Origin of the sequence: Acinetobacter sp. NyZ410 (assembly GCF_022828975.1) — a bacterium.
GTDB classification, from domain to species: domain Bacteria; phylum Pseudomonadota; class Gammaproteobacteria; order Pseudomonadales; family Moraxellaceae; genus Acinetobacter; species Acinetobacter guillouiae.
The window spans coordinates 222,037-242,541 of the sequence record NZ_CP094620.1 but is presented as its reverse complement, the minus strand read 5'-3'; the positions used below and the strand labels follow the sequence as shown (position 1 = coordinate 242,541).

20 protein-coding genes and 2 tRNA genes are annotated in these 20,505 nt (G+C 36.3%); 9 read left to right on the top strand and 13 right to left on the bottom strand.

The genetic code is table 11. The features are described from left to right. The first annotated feature begins 1 nt into the window (after position 1). Positions 2-271, top strand: coding sequence for an oxidative damage protection protein (locus MTO68_RS01110; protein WP_004818487.1), 270 nt, complete (start codon positions 2-4; stop codon positions 269-271). Between the two features lie 379 nt (positions 272-650). On the opposite strand, the gene MTO68_RS01105 is transcribed toward MTO68_RS01110, so the two are convergent. Next, entirely contained in the window at positions 651-1,289 is a 639-nt protein-coding gene (locus MTO68_RS01105; protein WP_244014684.1) for a sterol desaturase family protein, read from the bottom strand. Positions 1,290-1,441: 152 nt separating this feature from the next. Between MTO68_RS01105 and MTO68_RS01100 the strand changes: the two genes are divergently transcribed. After that, a complete protein-coding gene (locus MTO68_RS01100; protein ID WP_244014683.1) occupies positions 1,442-2,449 on the top strand; it encodes an AraC family transcriptional regulator in 1,008 nt (335 codons plus the stop codon). Positions 2,450-2,724: 275 nt separating this feature from the next. After that, a complete protein-coding gene (gene aqpZ / locus MTO68_RS01095; protein ID WP_004718527.1) occupies positions 2,725-3,417 on the top strand; it encodes an aquaporin Z in 693 nt (230 codons plus the stop codon). Between the two features lie 108 nt (positions 3,418-3,525). Here the strand turns inward: aqpZ and MTO68_RS01090 are convergent, their stop codons facing one another. The 3 genes from MTO68_RS01090 to MTO68_RS01080 form a co-directional block, all read right to left on the bottom strand. Further along, entirely contained in the window at positions 3,526-3,771 is a 246-nt protein-coding gene (locus MTO68_RS01090; RefSeq protein ID WP_244014682.1) for a hypothetical protein, read from the bottom strand. A gap of 79 nt (positions 3,772-3,850) precedes the next feature. Then, complete coding sequence (locus MTO68_RS01085) at positions 3,851-4,873, bottom strand: DNA/RNA non-specific endonuclease (RefSeq protein WP_244015943.1); 1,023 nt, start codon at positions 4,871-4,873, stop codon at positions 3,851-3,853. A gap of 598 nt (positions 4,874-5,471) precedes the next feature. Then, the gene (locus MTO68_RS01080) at positions 5,472-7,352 is read right to left on the bottom strand and encodes a potassium transporter Kup (RefSeq protein ID WP_004718533.1); all 1,881 of its coding nucleotides are present in this window, start codon (positions 7,350-7,352) and stop codon (positions 5,472-5,474) included. A gap of 121 nt (positions 7,353-7,473) precedes the next feature. Here MTO68_RS01080 and MTO68_RS01075 point away from each other — a divergent pair. Then, positions 7,474-7,564 (top strand) — tRNA-Ser (locus tag MTO68_RS01075). A gap of 84 nt (positions 7,565-7,648) precedes the next feature. On the opposite strand, the gene MTO68_RS01070 is transcribed toward MTO68_RS01075, so the two are convergent. From MTO68_RS01070 to MTO68_RS01060, 3 genes are all read right to left on the bottom strand, one after another. Next, complete coding sequence (locus MTO68_RS01070; protein WP_244014680.1) at positions 7,649-8,599, bottom strand: hypothetical protein; 951 nt, start codon at positions 8,597-8,599, stop codon at positions 7,649-7,651. A 124-nt stretch (positions 8,600-8,723) separates the two neighbouring features. Further along, the gene (locus tag MTO68_RS01065) at positions 8,724-9,734 is read right to left on the bottom strand and encodes an HNH endonuclease signature motif containing protein (protein WP_004818447.1); all 1,011 of its coding nucleotides are present in this window, start codon (positions 9,732-9,734) and stop codon (positions 8,724-8,726) included. 3 nt (positions 9,735-9,737) lie between these two features. Then, complete coding sequence (locus tag MTO68_RS01060) at positions 9,738-10,325, bottom strand: class I SAM-dependent methyltransferase (RefSeq protein WP_035371084.1); 588 nt, start codon at positions 10,323-10,325, stop codon at positions 9,738-9,740. 783 nt (positions 10,326-11,108) lie between these two features. On the opposite strand from MTO68_RS01060, the gene MTO68_RS01055 reads away from it, so the two are divergent. Together MTO68_RS01055 and MTO68_RS01050 are read left to right on the top strand one after the other, a co-directional pair. Continuing rightward, positions 11,109-11,525, top strand: coding sequence for a hypothetical protein (locus tag MTO68_RS01055; protein WP_004818445.1), 417 nt, complete (start codon positions 11,109-11,111; stop codon positions 11,523-11,525). A 49-nt stretch (positions 11,526-11,574) separates the two neighbouring features. Next, positions 11,575-12,144, top strand: coding sequence for a hypothetical protein (locus MTO68_RS01050; RefSeq protein WP_004818444.1), 570 nt, complete (start codon positions 11,575-11,577; stop codon positions 12,142-12,144). Between the two features lie 360 nt (positions 12,145-12,504). Here the strand turns inward: MTO68_RS01050 and MTO68_RS23095 are convergent, their stop codons facing one another. Then, the gene (locus MTO68_RS23095) at positions 12,505-12,639 is read right to left on the bottom strand and encodes a hypothetical protein (protein WP_004818443.1); all 135 of its coding nucleotides are present in this window, start codon (positions 12,637-12,639) and stop codon (positions 12,505-12,507) included. Between the two features lie 343 nt (positions 12,640-12,982). Then, on the bottom strand, positions 12,983-13,816 hold the full coding sequence (locus MTO68_RS01045; RefSeq protein ID WP_244014678.1) for a hypothetical protein: 834 nt from the start codon (positions 13,814-13,816) through the stop codon (positions 12,983-12,985). Positions 13,817-14,179: 363 nt separating this feature from the next. On the opposite strand from MTO68_RS01045, the gene MTO68_RS01040 reads away from it, so the two are divergent. Beyond that, positions 14,180-14,911 (top strand): hypothetical protein, encoded by a 732-nt coding sequence (locus MTO68_RS01040; protein WP_004818441.1) that lies wholly within the window; start codon positions 14,180-14,182, stop codon positions 14,909-14,911. Positions 14,912-15,027: 116 nt separating this feature from the next. On the opposite strand, the gene MTO68_RS01035 is transcribed toward MTO68_RS01040, so the two are convergent. Then, on the bottom strand, positions 15,028-16,029 hold the full coding sequence (locus MTO68_RS01035) for a Fic family protein (RefSeq protein WP_004818440.1): 1,002 nt from the start codon (positions 16,027-16,029) through the stop codon (positions 15,028-15,030). 137 nt (positions 16,030-16,166) lie between these two features. Then, positions 16,167-16,487, bottom strand: a complete 321-nt coding sequence (locus tag MTO68_RS01030; RefSeq protein ID WP_004818438.1) for a hypothetical protein — start codon at positions 16,485-16,487, stop codon at positions 16,167-16,169. A gap of 282 nt (positions 16,488-16,769) precedes the next feature. Here MTO68_RS01030 and MTO68_RS01025 point away from each other — a divergent pair, with 282 nt between their 5' ends. Together MTO68_RS01025 and MTO68_RS01020 are read left to right on the top strand one after the other, a co-directional pair. Then, a complete protein-coding gene (locus tag MTO68_RS01025) occupies positions 16,770-16,997 on the top strand; it encodes a hypothetical protein (protein ID WP_004718547.1) in 228 nt (75 codons plus the stop codon). A 346-nt stretch (positions 16,998-17,343) separates the two neighbouring features. After that, a tRNA-Thr gene (locus MTO68_RS01020) sits at positions 17,344-17,419 on the top strand. A 103-nt stretch (positions 17,420-17,522) separates the two neighbouring features. On the opposite strand, the gene MTO68_RS01015 is transcribed toward MTO68_RS01020, so the two are convergent. Both MTO68_RS01015 and MTO68_RS01010 read right to left on the bottom strand, forming a co-directional pair. After that, complete coding sequence (locus MTO68_RS01015) at positions 17,523-18,341, bottom strand: methyltransferase domain-containing protein (protein ID WP_004818436.1); 819 nt, start codon at positions 18,339-18,341, stop codon at positions 17,523-17,525. A gap of 60 nt (positions 18,342-18,401) precedes the next feature. Continuing rightward, the gene (locus MTO68_RS01010; RefSeq protein WP_034611315.1) at positions 18,402-19,700 is read right to left on the bottom strand and encodes an FAD-dependent oxidoreductase; all 1,299 of its coding nucleotides are present in this window, start codon (positions 19,698-19,700) and stop codon (positions 18,402-18,404) included. Between the last annotated feature and the right edge of the window lie 805 nt (positions 19,701-20,505).

Genomic DNA, 20,505 nt, shown 5'->3' with positions numbered 1-20,505 from the left:
TATGACTCGACAAGTATTTTGCCGTAAATATCAAAAAGAGTTAGAAGGTTTAGACTTTGCACCCTTTCCAGGTCCAAAGGGTCAAGTGTTATTTGACACAGTGTCTAAACAAGCTTGGCAAGAATGGTTAAAACACCAAACCACGTTAATCAATGAAAAACGTTTAAACGTGTTTGAACCAGATGCAAAAAAGTTTTTAGAAGAACAGCGTGAAAAATTTTTGGATAATGATCAATCATTGGAAATGGCGGAAGGCTTAAAGCCGGAGTAATGACCGAAGCCTCCTAAGGCAAAAATCCAAAAATGATGTGCATCTTATGTCCATCTAAAAAATCCCCGTCAGGGGATTTTTTATTGCTTCATCGTACAAAATAATCGCGATCACATGAGCTTATAAATTTAATCTTATATATTTACTTTTCCCCACGCATAAAAAAAAGGAGTCTTGGAGACTCCTATAAAACTTAAAACACGGCAGTGGGTACATGCTGTGCAATCAATATACATTGATCGCATGGCTTAATATTGACCAAAGATACCGAAAACGCTGACCAATCACGACAAATTATAGATTTTACACGACGCAACCATTTCATTTAACAGCAGTTTTAAACAGATCAGAACAAGCAACAACGTTCAAAAAAACCAAATTAAGCCACAGAATCATTGATCTTTTGCGTATTGTCCTCAACCAATAGCGGTTTTTTCTCTACCCATTTGGCTGGAAAATATTTTTCTATGCTGGATGATAACCAGTTTGCGATTGGCTGAGGCAGTTTCACACCTAAAGGATTCTGCTCTTGCAGATCAGCAGAAGAAATCACCCGTGTTCCCATCAGGTAGTCAAACCAAGGCTTAGTGACACACCAGTTGGCATCTTGGTTCGAGTTCATATGGTGATCATAATGCCAAGGAATTTTCTTCATCGCCCAATCCGGCTCTAAATGTGCACGGCGATGGATATAATAATAATTACATGCACTATAAAGCGATGCCGCAACCATCCCTTTCGAAATCGGGTAGAAAATCAAACTTGCCGCACCTGCAACCACTGCCAAGGAAACGATTTCATTTTTGGTTCGCCAATTTGAAATCCCTTCTACATAGCCATCATCATGAAAATCTTGTTTACGCACTTCACGATGATGTTCCCAATGCGATTTCATACTGCGTGGCACTGGACTAAAGCGTGGTTTTCCTGGGCGATGTTGACCATGTAAAATATAGTTATGCGCGACCCATTCAAAGCCATTTGCGACGACCAATCCGACTAAAAAACCTTTTAACATAATCAATCCCTCTTGCTTATGGTGAATATAGAACATGCTGGGAAATAGGTATTGACATCAAAAAGTATTTTCATTGACAAATTACGACAAATTAAAATAGTATAATGTTTAAACTACAGCTGACGTAGATCACACAATAACAAGATGTGTAAATGATGCAATTAAAGGACTATGCGGGCTCGATATATGGCGGGCTTGGACAATTACTCTATACTTTTAGTGAAGCTAAAGGTCTAAAGATCTCATCCAAATTACAACAGATTCAAAATGTTGAACGCTTTGACTATACCGTTTGGCGTGAAATTTTGGATGACATTCAATCACAAGTACAAAGCCCAGCTTTGGGTCTAGACATCTCTAAATATGTACAACCCAAACATATTGGTATCATTGCCTATATTGCACAATCTTGTGACACGCTTAGAGAGGCACTCACCCGCTACCATGATTTTCATCGATTGATTTATGATGGAAGCCCGCTCAAGGTTGAATATTATGATGAACAGCACATCTCGGTACGCTGGGAAAATCTACCCACCCATTTAACCACTCAAATTACTGATGAAATTGCGATGGCTGTGGTGATTCAGTTTTTAAGACAATTTATATCCGATGATATAAGCCTGTATCAGGTTAATTTTATTCATCCTCAACCTAAAAACAGCATGCTGTATCAAGCATTCTTTAAGTGTCCTGTGCTCTTTCAACAAGAAAAAGTCGAGCTGATCTTCCCCATCAGCGCACTTGCGATTTCCTTTAAACGCAGTGATCAAACCCTACAAAAACTACTGATGCAACAAGCGCAGGCCTTACTTGAAAGCTTACCCAATGCCACCCAGTTAGATGAACGCTTACAACAAAGTATTTTATTGGGATTACAAAAAAACAATTATCAAATCGAAGCGATTGCCAAACAGCTGAATATGTCGATACGCCAGTTACAACGTCATCTACAAAGTCAGAACACCACCTATCAACAACGTGTTCAGGATGTCCGCCAATTATTGGCTTTTCAATATCTACAAGATCCACATTTAGGTCTGCATGAAATTGCCCTGCTTCTCAGTTACTCAGAACAAAGCGCTTTCCAACGTGCGTTTAAACAATGGACAGGCTTAACACCGCAACAATGGCGTCTTCAGCATCGAGAGTTTAAGTAATTGTGTATTAAATTTATAGATAAAAACAGCATGTTTCACCATTCTCACCACTCATTTGTTTAGCATTAAATAGCTGTAAAATATAATTTTTTAAAATAAAATCAGAACATTAGCCGATATTGATATGAATATTTTTTATTTGTGATTTTATTTTCATATTTTTAGACTATTATCTTTATACAGAAAATAAAAGTTGTACCCACCCCACGGTTATCAACTATCTAAAAATAGTCATATAACCCCATTCCGTTCAAAAAAATAATTTAGGAATCAATATGAATAAATATCTCGCAGAATTTATCGGAACCTTTTGGCTGGTATTTGGAGGATGTGGTAGCGCAATATTTGCCGCTGCTTTTCCAGAACTGGGCATCGGTTTTGCTGGTGTTGCACTGGCATTCGGTTTAACCGTACTCACAGGCGCTTTTGCTTTAGGGCATATCTCAGGCGGGCATTTTAACCCTGCGGTCAGTGTGGGTTTATGGGTAGGTGGCCGTTTTAATGCCAAAGACTTAGCGCCTTATATTATTGCTCAGGTCATCGGTGGTATTTTGGCCGCATTTGTTTTGTATTTAATCGTACAAGGTCAGGCGGGATTCACAGGAACTGGCGGATTCGCCAGCAATGGCTTTGGTGATTTATCCCCAGGCAAATATTCTTTAGTCTCAGCATTGTTAATTGAAATCGTATTAACCGCCTTTTTCTTAATTGTTATTCTCGGTTCAACAGATAAACGTGCACCTGCTGGCTTTGCCCCGATTGCCATCGGTTTAGCACTTACTTTGATTCACTTAATTAGTATCCCCGTCACCAATACCTCAGTTAATCCAGCACGAAGTACCGCTGTGGCTTTATTCGCCGAAACAGCAGCATTGAGTCAATTATGGTTATTCTGGGTGGCGCCAATTGTCGGTGCAATCATTGGAGCACTGATTTATAAAGTTGTGGGTAACGAGCCTCAATCCTAAATAAATTTTCAATGTAAAAAAACCTGCCACAGCAGGTTTTTTACACTTATAAACCCATACTTTTAGAAAGCAGTTGATTAGAAAATCATTTAAAAATAAGGATAGTCTTTAAAGAAATGGGTTCTCTATTTCGCCTTCGCTTTGACGCGCGAGCTGTTCTGGTAGATCACTTTGCTTCTCTAAACTTGCCACAACTTCATTGAGATAGCTTTGTAAAAGCTTAGCCGCTTTTAAGCCAGCTTGATCTTTGGTGATCTGTAAATTGCCATAAATACTGACACAGTCAGTTTGATTTTCTAAAGTTAAATCATGAATTGAATATGATTCGGTGCCATTCTCAAACGGTTTAAACATTTTTAATTTTCTCAATTTTTTTCGATCTTATTCACAGTATAAATAGATTCTCAAAAGATACTGCACCATCAGCGCTGAATTATTTCAAAATTTGTAAAATATATTGCAACAACGCTTCAACCAATTGTTTCACCAAGGCATCTTTGGTTTCTGGGTCTACTTTTGGCAATTGCACATCCGATGTAGTTGTTGAACCACTTTTTGGTTGGAACTGCTTTTGCAGTGCGCTGATTTTATCCTGACTGACCTCTTCTGCACATTGGCTTTCCGCATCCCAATGTGAGTACTCAATTTCTTTATTGACCTTGACCTGCTTTGCGTTCAAAGGCAATTTATAGGTATTGCGCTTTTGTTCTTCAGTCAGTTGTGGAAATAAATTCATCCCCAACTGTTCTTCTAGATAGCATACGCTGACCACTTTAACCTGAAGTGAATCATTATTTGGCGCATAGTACGCACCAATGATCCCATGTTTAGGCAAGTAAATCGCTTTATAGATTGCGGTTGGAACAATCACACCCTTTCCAATGGTTTTTAGTTTTTTCCCAGAAAACACTGGACCAGTAACCACATAAACATCTTTCTTTTGCTTGGTGACAATTGCACGAGTTGCTTCTTCTAACTCACGCCAAACTTGTTGGTTATTTTTAGCAGCTTGCGGCACCATATTGGCCAAAGAAAAGCTGTCGAACTGTGATTCTTTGTTGGGCATATCGGCATTGGGTGACATATGACCACGATCATATCCTGAACCACGATAATCCGATAATAATGCACGATGTGTAGCGTTTACACGTGGCTCTTCGTGGAAATTATCTTCACGTTTAATCTTTTGACTTAAGCGCTGTGGAGATAAATATTCTGCTGTCCATAACGGTGTTTTAGAAACACCCGAATACATTACATTAAACCCGTTAAAACATAAGGGATAACTGTTTTTCTTTAAACTTTCTTTGATTAAAACAGGTGGTTGCTCTCGATAGAACTGATTTAAACACGCAGCGTTATTGGTACTACTTTGGGTAAACGGCAGTAACTGAAAAATTTTCTCTTGGCCAAACGCAATCGCAAAACTTCCAGTAGCAACAACACCCAACACCATTTTAACTACTGAATTTTTCAACAAAGGCTTCCTAAACAAGGTTAAATAAACAATCCACTCAAAACCCATACAAATTAAGTTTTTGAATTTAAATAGCTTAACAAGTCAATAAACTGAAAGATATTGTGCCGATCTTCAACCGAGTAAAGCTTCTACGATTTGTGCTTAACTAAACAACATTCCATGTAACAATTTATTGTTTATTTCACAAAAAATGCTAGAAAATCAAATATCTTACAGATGCTTTATCGCACTTGTGATCATGATTATGTCATGTTGCGCAGTGTACTTCGACAGCCTTGCGACACAGTTTGTCGTATAGAAGCGTTTTATACTGATGTATCCCGATTCGCTAGGGAGAATTGAATAATAAAACGATTCAAACTCAGCATTCTAAAGGGTTTGATACTGTCCCAGTGCAGTATCAGCCTATCTACTTTTGCAGACTCAATAACACAAATGATAAACGTCTTACTTGCTGGGTTAGAGAAGAAGTCGTTGCTAAAAAATAAAGTGAATCAATGTAATACATCAGCCCATAAAACCCATGGGCAAAAAAAAAAGCCAGAATGACTTCTGGCTTTTGATTGATATGAATTTAGATTTCGATTTGGCTACCCATTTCCACCACACGGTTTGGCGGGATTTGATAGAAATCACTCACCGGACTGGTATTGCGTTGCATTGAAATAAACAGTTTTTCACGCCATGGTGCCATTCCATCACCCACGGTATGAATCAAACGATCACGTGAGATGAAGAAACTGATATGCATCATGTCAAATTCAACTTCAAGTTGCTTATAAGCCAATTCTAGTGCATTTGGAATATCAGGTTGATCCTTAAAGCCATAGTAAACAAAAACACGTTGGAAACGCTTATCTAACACTTCAACACGAATTCTTTCTTGGTCTGGCACATAAGGAACATCACGGGTAATCACCGTCACCATAATATTGCGTTCATGCAGAACTTTATTGTGCTTGATATTGTGCAACATCGCATGAGGTACAATATTTGGATTACCGGTTAAGAATACCGCTTGACCGGGTACAAACTGAGTTTCATCACTCAAACTGACACTTTTAATAAAGAGATCCAACGGCAAGGCATCTTTTTCCAAACGGTTAAAGACAATTTCTCGCCCGGTTTTCCACGTCATCAGAATGGTAAATACGATTGCACCGATGAGGATCGGAACCCATCCACCTGAAATAATTTTTAATGAGGTTGACCCAATAAAAATACTATCAATCACTAAAAATGGGATAGCAAACAATGCCACTTTCCACTTTGGCCAACGCCAAAAGCCATATGCCAGTATTGAAATCAAAATCGTATCGCATAGCATGGTCATGGTAACCGCTACACCATAAGCATTGGCAAGATTGGCACTGTTTTGGAAAATCACAATCAACAAAAGAATCGAGACGTAGAGTATCCAGTTGATAAAGGGCAAATAAATCTGACCTTGTTCTACATCAGAAGTGTGATGCACGGTTAATCTTGGCAGATAGCGTAGCTGAATGGCTTGGTTTGCCATTGAAAACACACCTGTAATCACCGCTTGTGAGGCAATCACCGCTGCCGCAGTGGCTAGGGCAATCATGGGGTATAAGCCCCACTCGGGTACAAGCAAATAAAATGGGTTTTCAATCGCACTTGGATTACGTAGTAATAATGCACCTTGCCCTGCATAATTTAATAACAGACAAGGCAAAACAATGATAAACCAGCCTAAACGGATCGGCAGCCGTCCAAAATGCCCCATATCTGCATAGAGTGCTTCACCACCCGTAACCGTTAAAATCACCGCGCCCATGGTTAAAAAGGCCACAAAGGGTTGGTGAAAAATAAAGTTCAGCGCCCAATGTGGACTGAGCATGCTTAATACATAGGGGGTTTGGCTAATACTATGAATACCGATTAAACCAATAGAGGCAAACCAAGTTAAGGTGATTGGACCAAAAAACTTACCCATGGTTCCCGTACCATGTCTTTGTACCAGAAACAGTGCGGTAAGAATGCCGATTGCTAAAGGCATCAGCCATTTATTAAACATGGGTGTGGCAATACTCAGCCCTTCAATCGCTGAAAGTACTGAAATTGCTGGGGTAATAATGCCATCACCAAAAAACAGCGATGCGCCAATAAATCCCAAGGCAATTAAATAGATTTTGCGATTATCTGCGATACGATTTGATCGTAAGTTCAGCGCCAGCAAGGACATGATACCACCCTCACCATTGTTATCTGCTCGCATGATAATGGTGACGTATTTAAAGCTGATGGTGAGCATCATGCACCAGAAAATCAGTGACAAGATCCCAAGCACGGTCGCTTCGGTGATGGCAATGTGTGCAGTCAGAAAACATTGGCGTAGGGCGTACAAGGGACTGGTTCCGATGTCTCCAAATACCACCCCTAATGCTGCGAGTGTGATCGCAGGTAACGCGGCTTTTTTTGCAGTACTTTGCATAGATTCGTCTTCAAAAATTTAGACACTATTTTTGCGCAATCATATCACTGTGAAATTTTTTTTGCTCTAAATCAATTGTTGCTTGGCAGAAATCTTTTTTTTGGTTATTATCCCACGCCTTGGTGAAGTGTCCGAGTGGCTTAAGGAGCACGCCTGGAAAGTGTGTATACGTTTATAGCGTATCGAGGGTTCGAATCCCTCTTTCACCGCCATATTTATTCCAACCTCATCCATTGGAAGCTTAAACGCCTAAACTGTAGTGGTTTAGGCTTTTTTGTGTTTAAAAATTATTAAATTCATTTATCCTCTTTCTGAATCCTTTCTACAGTAATATATTCATTCGGAATTACGATCTGTTTCTCAATATTTTTAACTTTATATGAGATTAGGGTATTTTTACCAATACCTTGAAATAGCACTTTTACATCTTTAAAAATAAATATTTGATTTTGACTAAGCTCTTTAGTTGTCGTTTTAGGTAAATCAATCAAATTGGCATAAGGTGCTTTAATATATAGGGTCGCTTTCTCTATACTTACACCAGTTTTTTGCATCGTGTACTCTAAGAACACTTTACCAATATCTCCGATAAAAAACATAGGTACAAGTGGGGTCATAATAAGAAAAAGCGCTATTTGTATACTATCTTTAATATGTGTTTCTAATCTCTTTAATTTGGTTTTTGCAAATTTTTTAAGATTATCACTAGCATCAGGATCGTCAATTATATCTTTTAGGTTTTCAAATTTATTGCTGAATTCTTTGATCTTCTGTCGATTAATGTAAAAAGCATAATAAAACAATGCAATAAAAGCAGATGTAACAGCTACATAAAGACTAATTATCCAATGCAATAACAATAAACTTCGAAGGCTATATAGAAGGTATATAGATGCTCCTAATGTTAAAATGCTGATCTTTGGAAAGGGAAGTTTCTTTCCAATTCTTATATGAGGTGGTAAATATTTATCAACTGTAGTGAAAATTAGATATACCAGTGGTGTTAAAGATATACCAAAGAAAAATAACACCATGCTTAATCCAGTATAGACAATAGAACATGCTACAAAGATCAGTAAAAAAACAAGTGTATCACCAAAGCTAATATCCGATGGGATATAACCAATGCTTAGAAGATAGGCGACTAAGCACATTATACCTATCGCAATAATAGCTTTAATGGTTGTCAGAGTCACTTCATGCCACTGACTAAAATTATTTAAAAATCTTGTTGCTAATTCATACATAAATTATTGAACCATTTCTGATAATGATATTTTTAATTTCTATAATTTAAATATCCTTAGCTTTAATTATATATTTATTGCTTAACATTTATAAATCAATATTATTATCAATTATATGGAACCTCTATCCTAAACGCCATAACAAATACCCATTCTCCTTTGCCTGTCTGTATGCCCAACTCGCAACACTATGCGATCTTTCAATATCCGTCAGAAATCCAAGCTTTGATAACTCGTCCGCAATGAGACTATCAAAGTTTTGGTTTCTCTCTTGCCATTGAAACAAAAATTCTTCTGATGCTAAGAAATCACTTTTAGCTAAATTGCACTTTTCATCTGCAAGTACAAAATTATGACCTGTATCTGCTGGGTACATTGCCCAAGGTATAAAATGATCTACAGCCCACTTATTTTGTTTAATTGGCTTTTGGCAGTAGAAACACTTACACATTTGTAGGTCAACTAAGAATTCTCCTACTTGGCGGAGTTGATTTCGACTTGGTTCAAACATGAATGTTGCTAGATCAGGCAAACCATCTAAGACCAATAAATTCCCTTTATTTAACCTTACAAAATCAACCCATTTCTTTTGACATAACTCTTCAATAATTTCACTAAATTGACGCAAGCAATACATCACATTTGGTAGAAGTATGAGCTGTTTTCGAGAATCTTCTAAACGATATAAAAACTCAACATTTTGGCCTTTAAAATTTTGCAAATAAGTTACAGGCATCCTCTTTACAGTATCAGCTACTTTCTTTTTCAATTGCAGCCAGTACAAATGATCTCGTCTAGCTAAGGCTAGAGATTTATAACTTTGCTGTGCAGTGTGAATTAAGCTAATAATTCCTGCTTGCTTGCCATTATTCTGTTGTAATAGGAACGGTTCATTTTCATTAAAATGGAATGGAAGCGTTTGTTTCCAATATAAATCTATAAATTTCTCAGAAATATCTAAATAATCTAAAGTTAAACTTTCTGCCGTGTCTTTTCCTTGTTCAATCGCCAAACGACAAAGACTCATCAATAAAGCGAGTTTATACGTTGAAGAAAAGCTTCCTGAATGTAGTATTTGTTGAATCTGTTTCAAAAACTTGAGCTGTTGCTGTGGTGTAGGTATAAATATTGACATTATTTATTCAATTTTTTGAAATACGATATTAAGCCAATCTTCATTATGATCAGGACGTATATCAATGGTAATCCATTGTTGTAACAGTAAAATATTATCAAATTCCCTTAATAAGTTTCGTATTTGTAATTCATTTAAATCTGTAAAATCCCTGCCATCTTTATAGCGATCTTTTTCACCATATTTAAATGACATATAGCAAATACCATTCATCTTTAACGCTGCCAAAATTTTACCTATTACTTCAGGTAATCGTTTTCTTTCGCAATGCAGTAATGAAGCAGATGCCCAAATGCCATCATACAGATTCAATTCAGACAACTCATAGAAACTTTCAAATCGTACATCTATTCCAACTAATTTGCTGGCTTTATCTACTAACTTTTTTGAATAATCTGTTGCTACAACTTGATAGCCTTTATTCTTAAAAGCCAAAGTATCTCTACCTGAACCACAGCCCAAATCAAGTATCAATGCATTGTCTGGTAAATATCTTAAAAAGGATTGATATAAACTCTCCATATCTATTTGAAAAGTAGATTCAAAAAATTCTACTGCATTGATATCGTAATAATTCAAGTTTAGTTTCATCATTATATTTGGTAATTTTCCAATTCTACCAAAAATAACAGAGCTATTACTCCCTCTATTCGTGACTTTTCAACTGACGGCCCTCACTCCATTGATGTATCTTCACCCTACTAAGACCAAAATGAAGTGATCACCTTTAAAACTGACTTCAACCCTTTTATTTTAAACCTATCCAAACAAAACCCTCTTCAACACAAGCAATTGACTAAAAGTGCCTGCACTATTATCCTTTCTCTACTGGCCGACATTGCCAGTCGGTTTTAGCAGACCGTAGATCCAGCACGATATATAAAGTGATTTTTGTATGTCGTGGAACCCTCGTGTTCCCCCCTTTGCGGTAGAACGGGAGGGGGACGCCTTGTGCGTGCTGGTTCCTTGGATCCCGGTCTGCTAACCCCCTTTCGTTCTGCCTCCATTATTTAGCAGTAATTTGGTAGAGCTTCTTATAATTCCAAGGAGTCAACCATGACTATTTCTTTATTTTCAAAATTTCATTTTATTCCTATTTTATCTTATCAATCTAAGCTGAATTGTATTTCTAACTTACTTCGGCAAAGAGGACTTTTGCACGGCTGATTTTAATCATTGGTGTATAGATCTCGCTGGTACTTACAGTCATTGGCTTTTTTGTTGATGTTGCTGTTTTAGCTATTGGTTAAACTGTCTGGATAGAATAAACCAATACCGCAGTAAATCATTTCTACGCCCTTTGAAATCAGACATCGATGTTTAATTCATCCAATTAAAAATATATCTAACAACAAGAATCAGGATTCTATTTTTATGAATAGCCAAATCAAAATATTCTTACAATACAGTGCCGTTGTTGCCTGTTTTTCAATAACCTCACTTTGTCATGCGGATATGAATAAAGTGATAGCACTGATCAATAACCCATCCTCTGCTCCCGTGATTAGACGTTGTGAAGGCAATATCAATTGCAATGCGTTTGTTGCGATAAGCAAGCAATGGCAACTCATTCCTAAAAATGATCGATTACGTTATTTTATTTATAGCGGTGATCTAAACGCCCTTATTCGAGAAGGTAAAGACTTAAAGGAACAGAAGTTAATTGATATTGATAGCTTTGCTTATCAGGTCTTTGATTATCGTGCCGAAAATTTTAATGATCGATGGTTGTATATCAAAGGTTTAGCTGTCCTTAAGTATGTGCAACGCACTCAGTTTAACCAGCTGTGATTGATAAATCTGTCTATATTCCATGCTCAAATTACAAGGAAATCTAGTCATGAAAAAATTAATCATCACGGTCACGGTTGTATCAACTTTAACAGCATGTTTTCAGATACCTGAGTCGTCTTCGCCTGATCTTACAAACGAAGCAACTCACGCTCAACCTCAAGTTAGTTCTTTTCAAGAAATGCAAGAGAAAGAAGCTGAAGCTGCTGCAATTGCTCATGATCGCTATGATCCTGACAGTATTTATAAGGGAGCTGAAAATGTTGTTATTCCACCGCCTCAACTCAAGCGTAAATTGTTAACAAGTGAAGCACTAGAGGTTAAGTTCCGCCCTATCGACACTTCTCCAAACTTTAACGTCATCAGACAAACTGTTTATGATGTTACGCGTTTAAAAGTCATCTCTGAAATTGAAGATGTACTTGATAAAGTCGAAGTAGATAATCCGAACTGTAAGCTCATTGGTGTAGAACCGTTGACCGTCAAATTTCCTAAAGAGACCTATTATGGAGATGTGTTTAATCTTGTTTTAAAAGGCTGCTCTGCTCAGGAAATCAAGGAGGTTTATCTTTATACCACACATGGAAAATTAACTTACCGCGCCATTGTTGAAGAATAATTTCTTTAAAATAATGACAGGTACATAAACCCTTTTCTCTGTTTCAGCTCAATGCCTCATATTGAATCAGCGCAAATATTCATCACCAAGCTGAGTTGAAACAGAGCTTTATAAGAAATGAAAAAGACCACGACTGAGCAAAAAAATTGTAGATTTATCTACATCATAAATATCTGCTAAAAATGCAAATATTTCAAAGCCATAGAATTAGCATATAGTAATTATTGTGAATTATGTTATTTCAAAATTTCTGGTGTTATCCGTATTGACTTTAGTTGTTCATAAATATGAGTTAACTTATTAATCTTTATAACAAAAGACAAAGGAAAATCCTTCGTCTTTTAACCCTCAAAAAACTATCTATTTTTTAGTTGATTTACTAGGTTTTAAATTATCATTATTTCCTGGTGTGTCTTTATTATCGCGTCGTCTTTTATCAACTTCACCTGTTGAATCAGCAATTGGTTTTGGTCCAGGTTTAATTGGTTTAGTCATAGTGATCTGCATGATTTTTTGTTTGGTAGATTATATTAACGCAGTATTTTATCTCTACGTTAAAATTTAATTTGGGTACTGTTAATTATTTTTCAACCAGAATCTTCAAAAATAATTCGTTTTATAGCTTACTCTTTTACGAACTCTCAAGAGTGTTGCAACCCATTGAACAAAATGGCGAATAGTTAAATAGAGCTTAAAATATGAGCTCCACTTAATGTATTGGGTGTTATACGAAATAAAACTGTAATCCCCCAAATAAAATGTCCGCTTTTAGAATATGCACTTTTGTGATTTTCTTAGCGGACGATTTTGACTAATTTCTTATTTCAAAAGATATGAGTTACTGTTCAATCACCAATACAAAATTTGGTAAAACTACTCCTTTGTTGGTCTTTAACACACCTACACATAAATTTTCAGGTGCTGAGATAAAAGTGATACCCGAGAAATCGCTCGTTGATTTACATTTTTTCTGATTTGCTTCACTGGGCGCCTCAAGATTTAATTGATGCTGTATATCTAAGACAAGAACCTGTGCTAATGCATCAAAAGCTTTATTTGCTTGTGTAAAAAAGACCGTATTATTATTTGCATCCCATTCAGTTAATGGTGCTTTTTTCTGGCTGATATAATTGTATAAACGCTTTGCAGACTTATTATTGTCAGCAGCATTTTTAAATTCAGCTTTCAATCCAAATACTGCCTTGACATCAGGTTTTTCTTTAAAAGAAAGCCGTGCAAATGGGACAATTTTAACGTCAGAAGCCTGATTTGAAGTCAGTAGTTTAAGAGAAGTATCTGCTTGATTCTCCTGTAAAGCCGAGCTAATTTTTTTATTCACGATCTCATCAAATTTAATAGCTTGCTTTAAATTACTGTTAGAGATAGCAGCGCCATTATTTCGTTTATCAATCGCTGTGGCAACACCAACACCAATCAGTCCAAATGCATTTGACGCAGGTTTGGAAAGCGCATTGCTTGCATCCCCGACAGTAATTTGACTTCCCTCAATAAAATGATCACCGCCACCAGATTCCGTCATCTCTGAAATTTGCTCAGATGATACTGAAATTGTCGTGTTGCTGCCTTTTGCAGGGTATTGAATGGATTTTGTTGTTGTACACCCAGTTGCAATCATCGCAATGACGATTAAGCTTAAGAAAGACTTATTCATATAAAAAACCGACCTGAAGAATGGTTGATATATTAAAAACATGTACACTTTTCGATATTGTTAAGTAATAATAAACAATTATTACGATAAATGATACTGAGAATTATTCATTTCGCTCAGATAAAAAGCGAATAAACTTCCTTCTTTTGATCGAACGCCAAAAGAAACCATTTAATTTTTTACTTTTTCATAATACAAGTTGCAAAACTGTATTTTTTTATAAAAATTCCCCATACTTTATTAAGACTATTGGGACCAGCTATATGTTTTGCTAATTTATCAAACATTAGATATCAATACAGTAATTTTGGATATCCTAAATTTCTGATAAGATCAAAATTTAATAACCAGAAAATAATAATTATGGGCTATAGATCTGCTGGAATGATATTTCCATTTAAAGGTAAGTCTGAAGAATTAATAGACTTAATTAACAATTGGAGTGAAAAAGAATTTGAGATTTTAGAACCTAACTTGAAAGCAAATGAAACCATTGAGTTAGAGTTCATTCAAGATAGTTTAGTCATTCTTCATAACTCCAGTTTTTTCTACTCCGCTTTTGAGAATAAAGAGTTATGGCAAGAAAGACTCAAGAATGCTTCATTCAATGAATGGGTAATATTTTTTGAATGCGTAGATAGCTCCGATGCAGCCAGTTACTTAATATTTAAAAACAATATAGAAGTCAGAAGAGTTTCTGAAGTAGGGGATCAAGATTTTTATCAAGAAGGTCAACCCCAAGACTTTGAAAAAGAATGGCTTAATGCATCAATAGGCTATGAGCACAGCTATCAGGATGGTGATGAATGGAAAGAAGAGATTATAACCGATCCTAATTTTTCCATGGATGAGGTTGAAGAATGGGAGGATTATTTTAAATTTTATTATATTGATTCAATCGAAAACTCTACTAACCATTTATCTAGACTATTGTTAAGCTATTTATCAAATGAATATTTAGGCTTTGATTTTATCCATGAATTTTATGAGGTTGAAAATAGAATTAGATTAGGGCATGGAATAATTACTGACAATACTGATATGTCAAAGATACATAAAAAGAGCTTTTTGCAAAAAATCTTATTTTGGAAGTAACCATATTCTCAAAATAGACGTTATACGAAATCAAAAAAGTCCATATCTGAAAAGCTAGAAATGGAATAGGCCCTCAAATCATTACATCGATTGTCTTTGAAGAAAAACTTTTCATTTCACTTCAATCTATATCGTTGTTTAGGGCTTTTCGGCTTATCTGGAATGGTACGTTCAATAAGGTTTGCGTCTAACGCAGGATTAAGATAATTCTTTTGGAATGTTGCACGATGGGATAAATCTAATAACTGCATCAATTCAGTCAAGCTATATTCTTTTTCCTGCATAACTGAAATTAAACGCTGAACTTGGTCGCTTACTTGTACGTCAACTTGAGCGCTAACATGATCGCTATCTTGAGCGGTGTTATTTGAGTCCAATATCGCATCCAAAATCATCTGCAAAATAAACTCTATAAATGCTGCAGAATCAGTACGGTCTGTGCTGGCTTGTAAAGCCTCATAGTAGGCCTTTTGATTTTGATAAATCAGACTCTCAACAGGAATATTTGCAAAAATAGTATTCCATCGGCTAAGTATCAATGTTTGCCAAAGTCTCCCCATACGTCCATTCCCATCAGCAAATGGATGTATAAACTCAAACTCATAATGAAATACCGAACTCTGAATGAGTGGGTGTTCTTGGCTATCTTTAAGCCATTCCAGTAAATCAGCCATTAAACGAGGAACCTGATTCGCTGGCGGAGCCATATGCACCACTTGATCACCAGCCATGACACCTACATTGGCATGACGGTATTGTCCAACGTCATCAATCAAGCCTGCCATTAAAATTTGGTGTGCTTGTAATAAATCTACTTCTTGGCTGGGTTGCCATTTTTGAAATGCGTCATAAGCTTTTATGGCATTACGTACTTCTTGAACTTCTTTAGGTGGTGCAATTACAGCTTTACCATTCAGAATCGCGGTAATTTGTTCTGTGCTGAGGGTATTTCCTTCAATTGCAAGCGAACCTTGAATTGTTCGGATACGATTGGCTTTTCTCAGTTTTATGTTGTGTTGGACTTCCTCTAAAGCACTCAAACGCCCTATATTCTCACTGATCTGCGCAATCAGATGAATAATTTTTGATGTGATGGTATAAGGCGGTTGATATTTCATGCCATTCCTAAACAGAAGTAAATACAAAGCACAGTTGATTAAACGCTAAAAGTTTTGTCTTTCATAGGCTATTGAATGCTTTCAGAAATGCCACCCTCAATTTAACCATGACACTATAGGCGAAATAAAAAAATCCTTTACCTCGTCTCAGTTGGCATCACAATATCCGCAGACTGACACACCTCTTGCCATTTTAGCTTAAAATCATTAATCGCTTTTTGTCGGGTTAAAGGTATCTGATAAATCGGTACACCCTTTGCATCGTCAATCATACCTTTTAACAATACCTGTTCTTTTGCAGACAATGCTTCAGGATTAAAATCAACATCATCCAACGATAAACCGTTTTGACGTAACTGCATTAACATTTCGGAAGTCTGTTCAAGTAACTGACATTCTTTAGGAGCTTCAGCATGTGCGACAGAAACCAATAATAATAAAATACTGAATCGTTTCATTCTCAATTGTTCTAGTTTTTACTTAACTTAGTTATACGATATTTGAGCTATTTTTTGAAGCAAATAGATACATATCCACTCAACTAAAAAGACAATTGACTATTTCAATTCAAACTTTCTTGAATTAGTATCAAGTGAAAAGAACTTCTAGCACGATTCAAAGGAGGTGAAATACAAAATAAAAATCATATAGATGTAACGTTCTCTTAAGATAATCATGATGCGGTACTTATTAGCGATTCAAACAAGTTAAAAGCATAAAACTGCTATTCGGGAGTGACAATGAATAACAGCGCCAATTATGTAAGACAAGTCAAAAATGCTAAACGTGGTGGATACACCCCAACTATTGCCAAAGATGTAAATAAGCATAAAATTCAGAAAGCTATCCAATTGATTGAGCAATGGAGAAAACTCGCAAACGAATTGAAACCCCAAATGCAAATAGATATGGCAATCACCCTAGAAGAATGCGCACAAGATCTGGATCATATTTTAAGGAGAAAATAAGTCTATATTTCAAAACTGATAAAGATTTATTGATTTAACCCCCAAATACTCAAGGCTTACCCCTCCGTAAGCCTTTTTAGTCGGAAGATTAAAGCGATTACTAATCGTTGTTCTAGTTGTCCTTACGCTAATTGCCGTTACTCTAGCTATCTTTGCTATTTTATCTACCTGCAAGTTAAAAGCGATAAAATCCTTTGCTCTCTAAAATGCTAAGCATTCATAGCACACGGCATTATCAGCTTCTAAACAAGACCCGATCGCTAAAACTATAAATATTAAAGATTATTCAATTGTTTATTTTTTGGCTTGCAATCTTATAAATATTCTGTAAAATTCTCGCCACATTGCCGGCATAGCTCAGTTGGTAGAGCAACTGACTTGTAATCAGTAGGTCCACAGTTCGAATCCGTGTGCCGGCACCATTTTTTACTTAGCCTCGCTTTTTTAGTGAGGCTTTGTTGTTTTTGGCTTAGGCATTTTCTTATAATTTTTAAATCTACTTGATAGCGTCGCAAATAATAAAAATTATGTTTTGACCGCGCTGAGCTGTATATATCGAACAATTCCCTCTTCAAACAACCTTTTACAAAGATTTGCGGTCATTTGTATTTTGATTTGATCTAGCCCTCCACGCTCCGTTTTCGCTCGTGTCGTAATATATTGACTAAAGCCAGCAAATACTGCTGTAGAGAGATCTTCAAGCGCGATTTGTTCAAGACCATGCTGTTGCAGTGCATGATTGATTTGAGTCGCGGTCATCAGTGATTTTAAATCGACATCAGCGGCTTTAAGTAACCATCTGTATTTCATTTTTTGTTTTGAATTTAAAACTGTGTCTGAAAGCATCAACGTATGAAAACCCAAACGACCTTTTGAATTTAAAATTGGGACGACTGAATTTAAAAATAAATTTAAATCGCTATGGTAAGCCGCATCAATACACAACACCACATCAAAAGGTTGCGTCAATAAAAGCGCATTTAAATTTAAAAAAGATTGGCAGTGAATCGCCTTAATCTGCGGGAGTTGTTTTTGAATTTTATCGACACACTGTTGTTGTAACTCAACCGCTTCTAAATCTTGAATTTGATAGTGTTCTAACCAGTATTTTAAACTGGCACCTTGACCACAGCCTAAATCTAGTAGTCGATCATGTGGCGTAAGCTGTACCGCTTGTGCAAGTCGTTCAGCAAGTTGCTGACAGGCTTGAGGGTAAGAGGATGTAGTCTCATCCCAATAACCTAGATTGGTCCAAGCACACTCAGCATTATCTCCTAACATTTTTGCATCGATTGCATATTTATGTTTTGGAAGTTTTTGCTGAATCGCTTGAAGCCATTTCATTTTAAATCATTCACTTATTCAGTTATGAATTCATTAAACTTTATATGAATTCACTGGGCTTTAATAGCCAAGTTGGGGAGCCACCTCAACTTTAGGTTTTAATCCAACAAATGGCAATGGTGCACCAAAAATTTCTGCAATATGCATTGCAGAAGTTACCGCAGATTCAAGAATTGGCAAACCATCACATGACCATGAACCGCAATAGAATACTTTGCGGTTGGCGACTTTATGGCGCGCTTGCAATTCAATATTCAATGCTACTGTTTCAGAATCCACCACAGCACGGGTTAAGGTCACTGTAGAAATGACTTTTTTCGGATCAATGCTAGTCACAGGACGCCATGTTTGGAACACTGGAGATTTACCCACCAAACTTGGTTCAATCGAGTTCAGCCAAACTGTGAATTGTTGTTTGGTAAATTTACGATCCATCATATAGCTCAACACAGCCCAATCTTTACGATTTGGCGGCATCACAGATGCATCGGTATGCATAACCAATTCGCCTTGCTCAAACTTAAATTTTTGCAATAAAGCGATATCATCAGCAAATTGTTGTTTATTTAAAAAGTTTTCTAATTTATTGGTCGGTGTTGCAACCACCACACGGTCAAATTGAAATTGCTCACCTTGTGCATTTTCAACCAGAACAGCATTACCCTGTTCCTCAACTTTGGTGATTTCAGAACCGCTATGAATATCAATACCTTCAATCAATTTATCGACAAAAGCAGGTGTTCCACCATGTAAACGCAATAAAGCATCACCATCGGTTAATTGCTTTAAAAAGATTAAGAGCGGTTTTGCAGGCCATTCACCAATAGTTTTAGGGTCACAGGTGCAAATGGTATAAAGCACAGGCATTACTGCACCATGCCAAAATACTTCTTCAATGTCATTGTGATTGATAAAATCAGCAAGGGTAATGTCTTGATTTTTAGATTTAAAAAATTGAGAAATGGCGGTTTTAAGCTGCAACATCCCTTTGACTAAACGCCAACCATACTGCTTAATCCCTTTACGGTTATTGATAATAGGGAAATTACCAATACGGGTACGTGATGTGGTCAACCAAGTTTCTGTTTTATCTTCAAATAACCAACTGCATGCCATAAAGGTACGCACTGGAAAGGTTTTTATGCCAAGGTGTGTTGCAAGGCTCAGTGTATTTTTCCATAAATGCTGATTCATCACGCGCAAAGGTGCATCAATCAAACCACCTTCAAACTCAATGCTGTGACTATCCATACCACGACCAGGTAATGCTTCGAAGATGGTAATGTTATGACCTGCATCTTTAAGAATTCTTGCGGTGGCCAGGCCAGCCATACCACTACCAATCACTGCAATATCCAAAGTTATTATCCGTGCGTAACCATTTTTTTTATTATGAGCTATAGCCGATTAAATCGCGGTATTAAAAAGTTCCAGTTTTAACTTTTTTTGTTGGAAATTTTTTAGGAAAAATCTCCATTCCCCGGTGTTTATTTAATTTTAGTGGTTTTAGGCCAAGCTCTTGTGCGACACCCTGCTTATACTTGATTGATATTTATATATATAAAAAAATACTGTTAAAAACATACAGATAATTTAACTATTTATTAAAAAAACATTTACAAATGCCAATTTATTAATTATTATTTACAGCATAAAAACGATAAATAATTCACATTTACAATAAAAACAAATAATTATGACAACACACACAATAAAAGAAACTACAGCATAAAAAGGATCTCTATAGTGTGGAATAGAGATCCTTTTTTTTACCTTGAATTTGCTTTTTAAGCAGATCAATTGCACCACTTGTAAAATGACGGCATACAAAAAATACTGAAACAACGGATATAAATTAACCAAATGAAATATATTGTGCTTTACTTCACATTTTTAATTAATTATGATGCGCGAATAACAAAACAACCCAATCAAAACAATACATAATCATCTAAAGAAAAAAACTACAGCGTAAGAGAGCTTCTGTTCAATAAGAGCAAAGCTCTTTTCTTTTTTTAAATTTCTGACCTTTTGGTGCTAAAAATTTTAAATATAAAAAAAGCGGATTTTACAATCCGCTTTTTGACTTCTCGATATCTCATACATGGCTGAACTCATAGACTAAAGACATGCAAGGTATCCGTTATACACAAATACCTTTCAT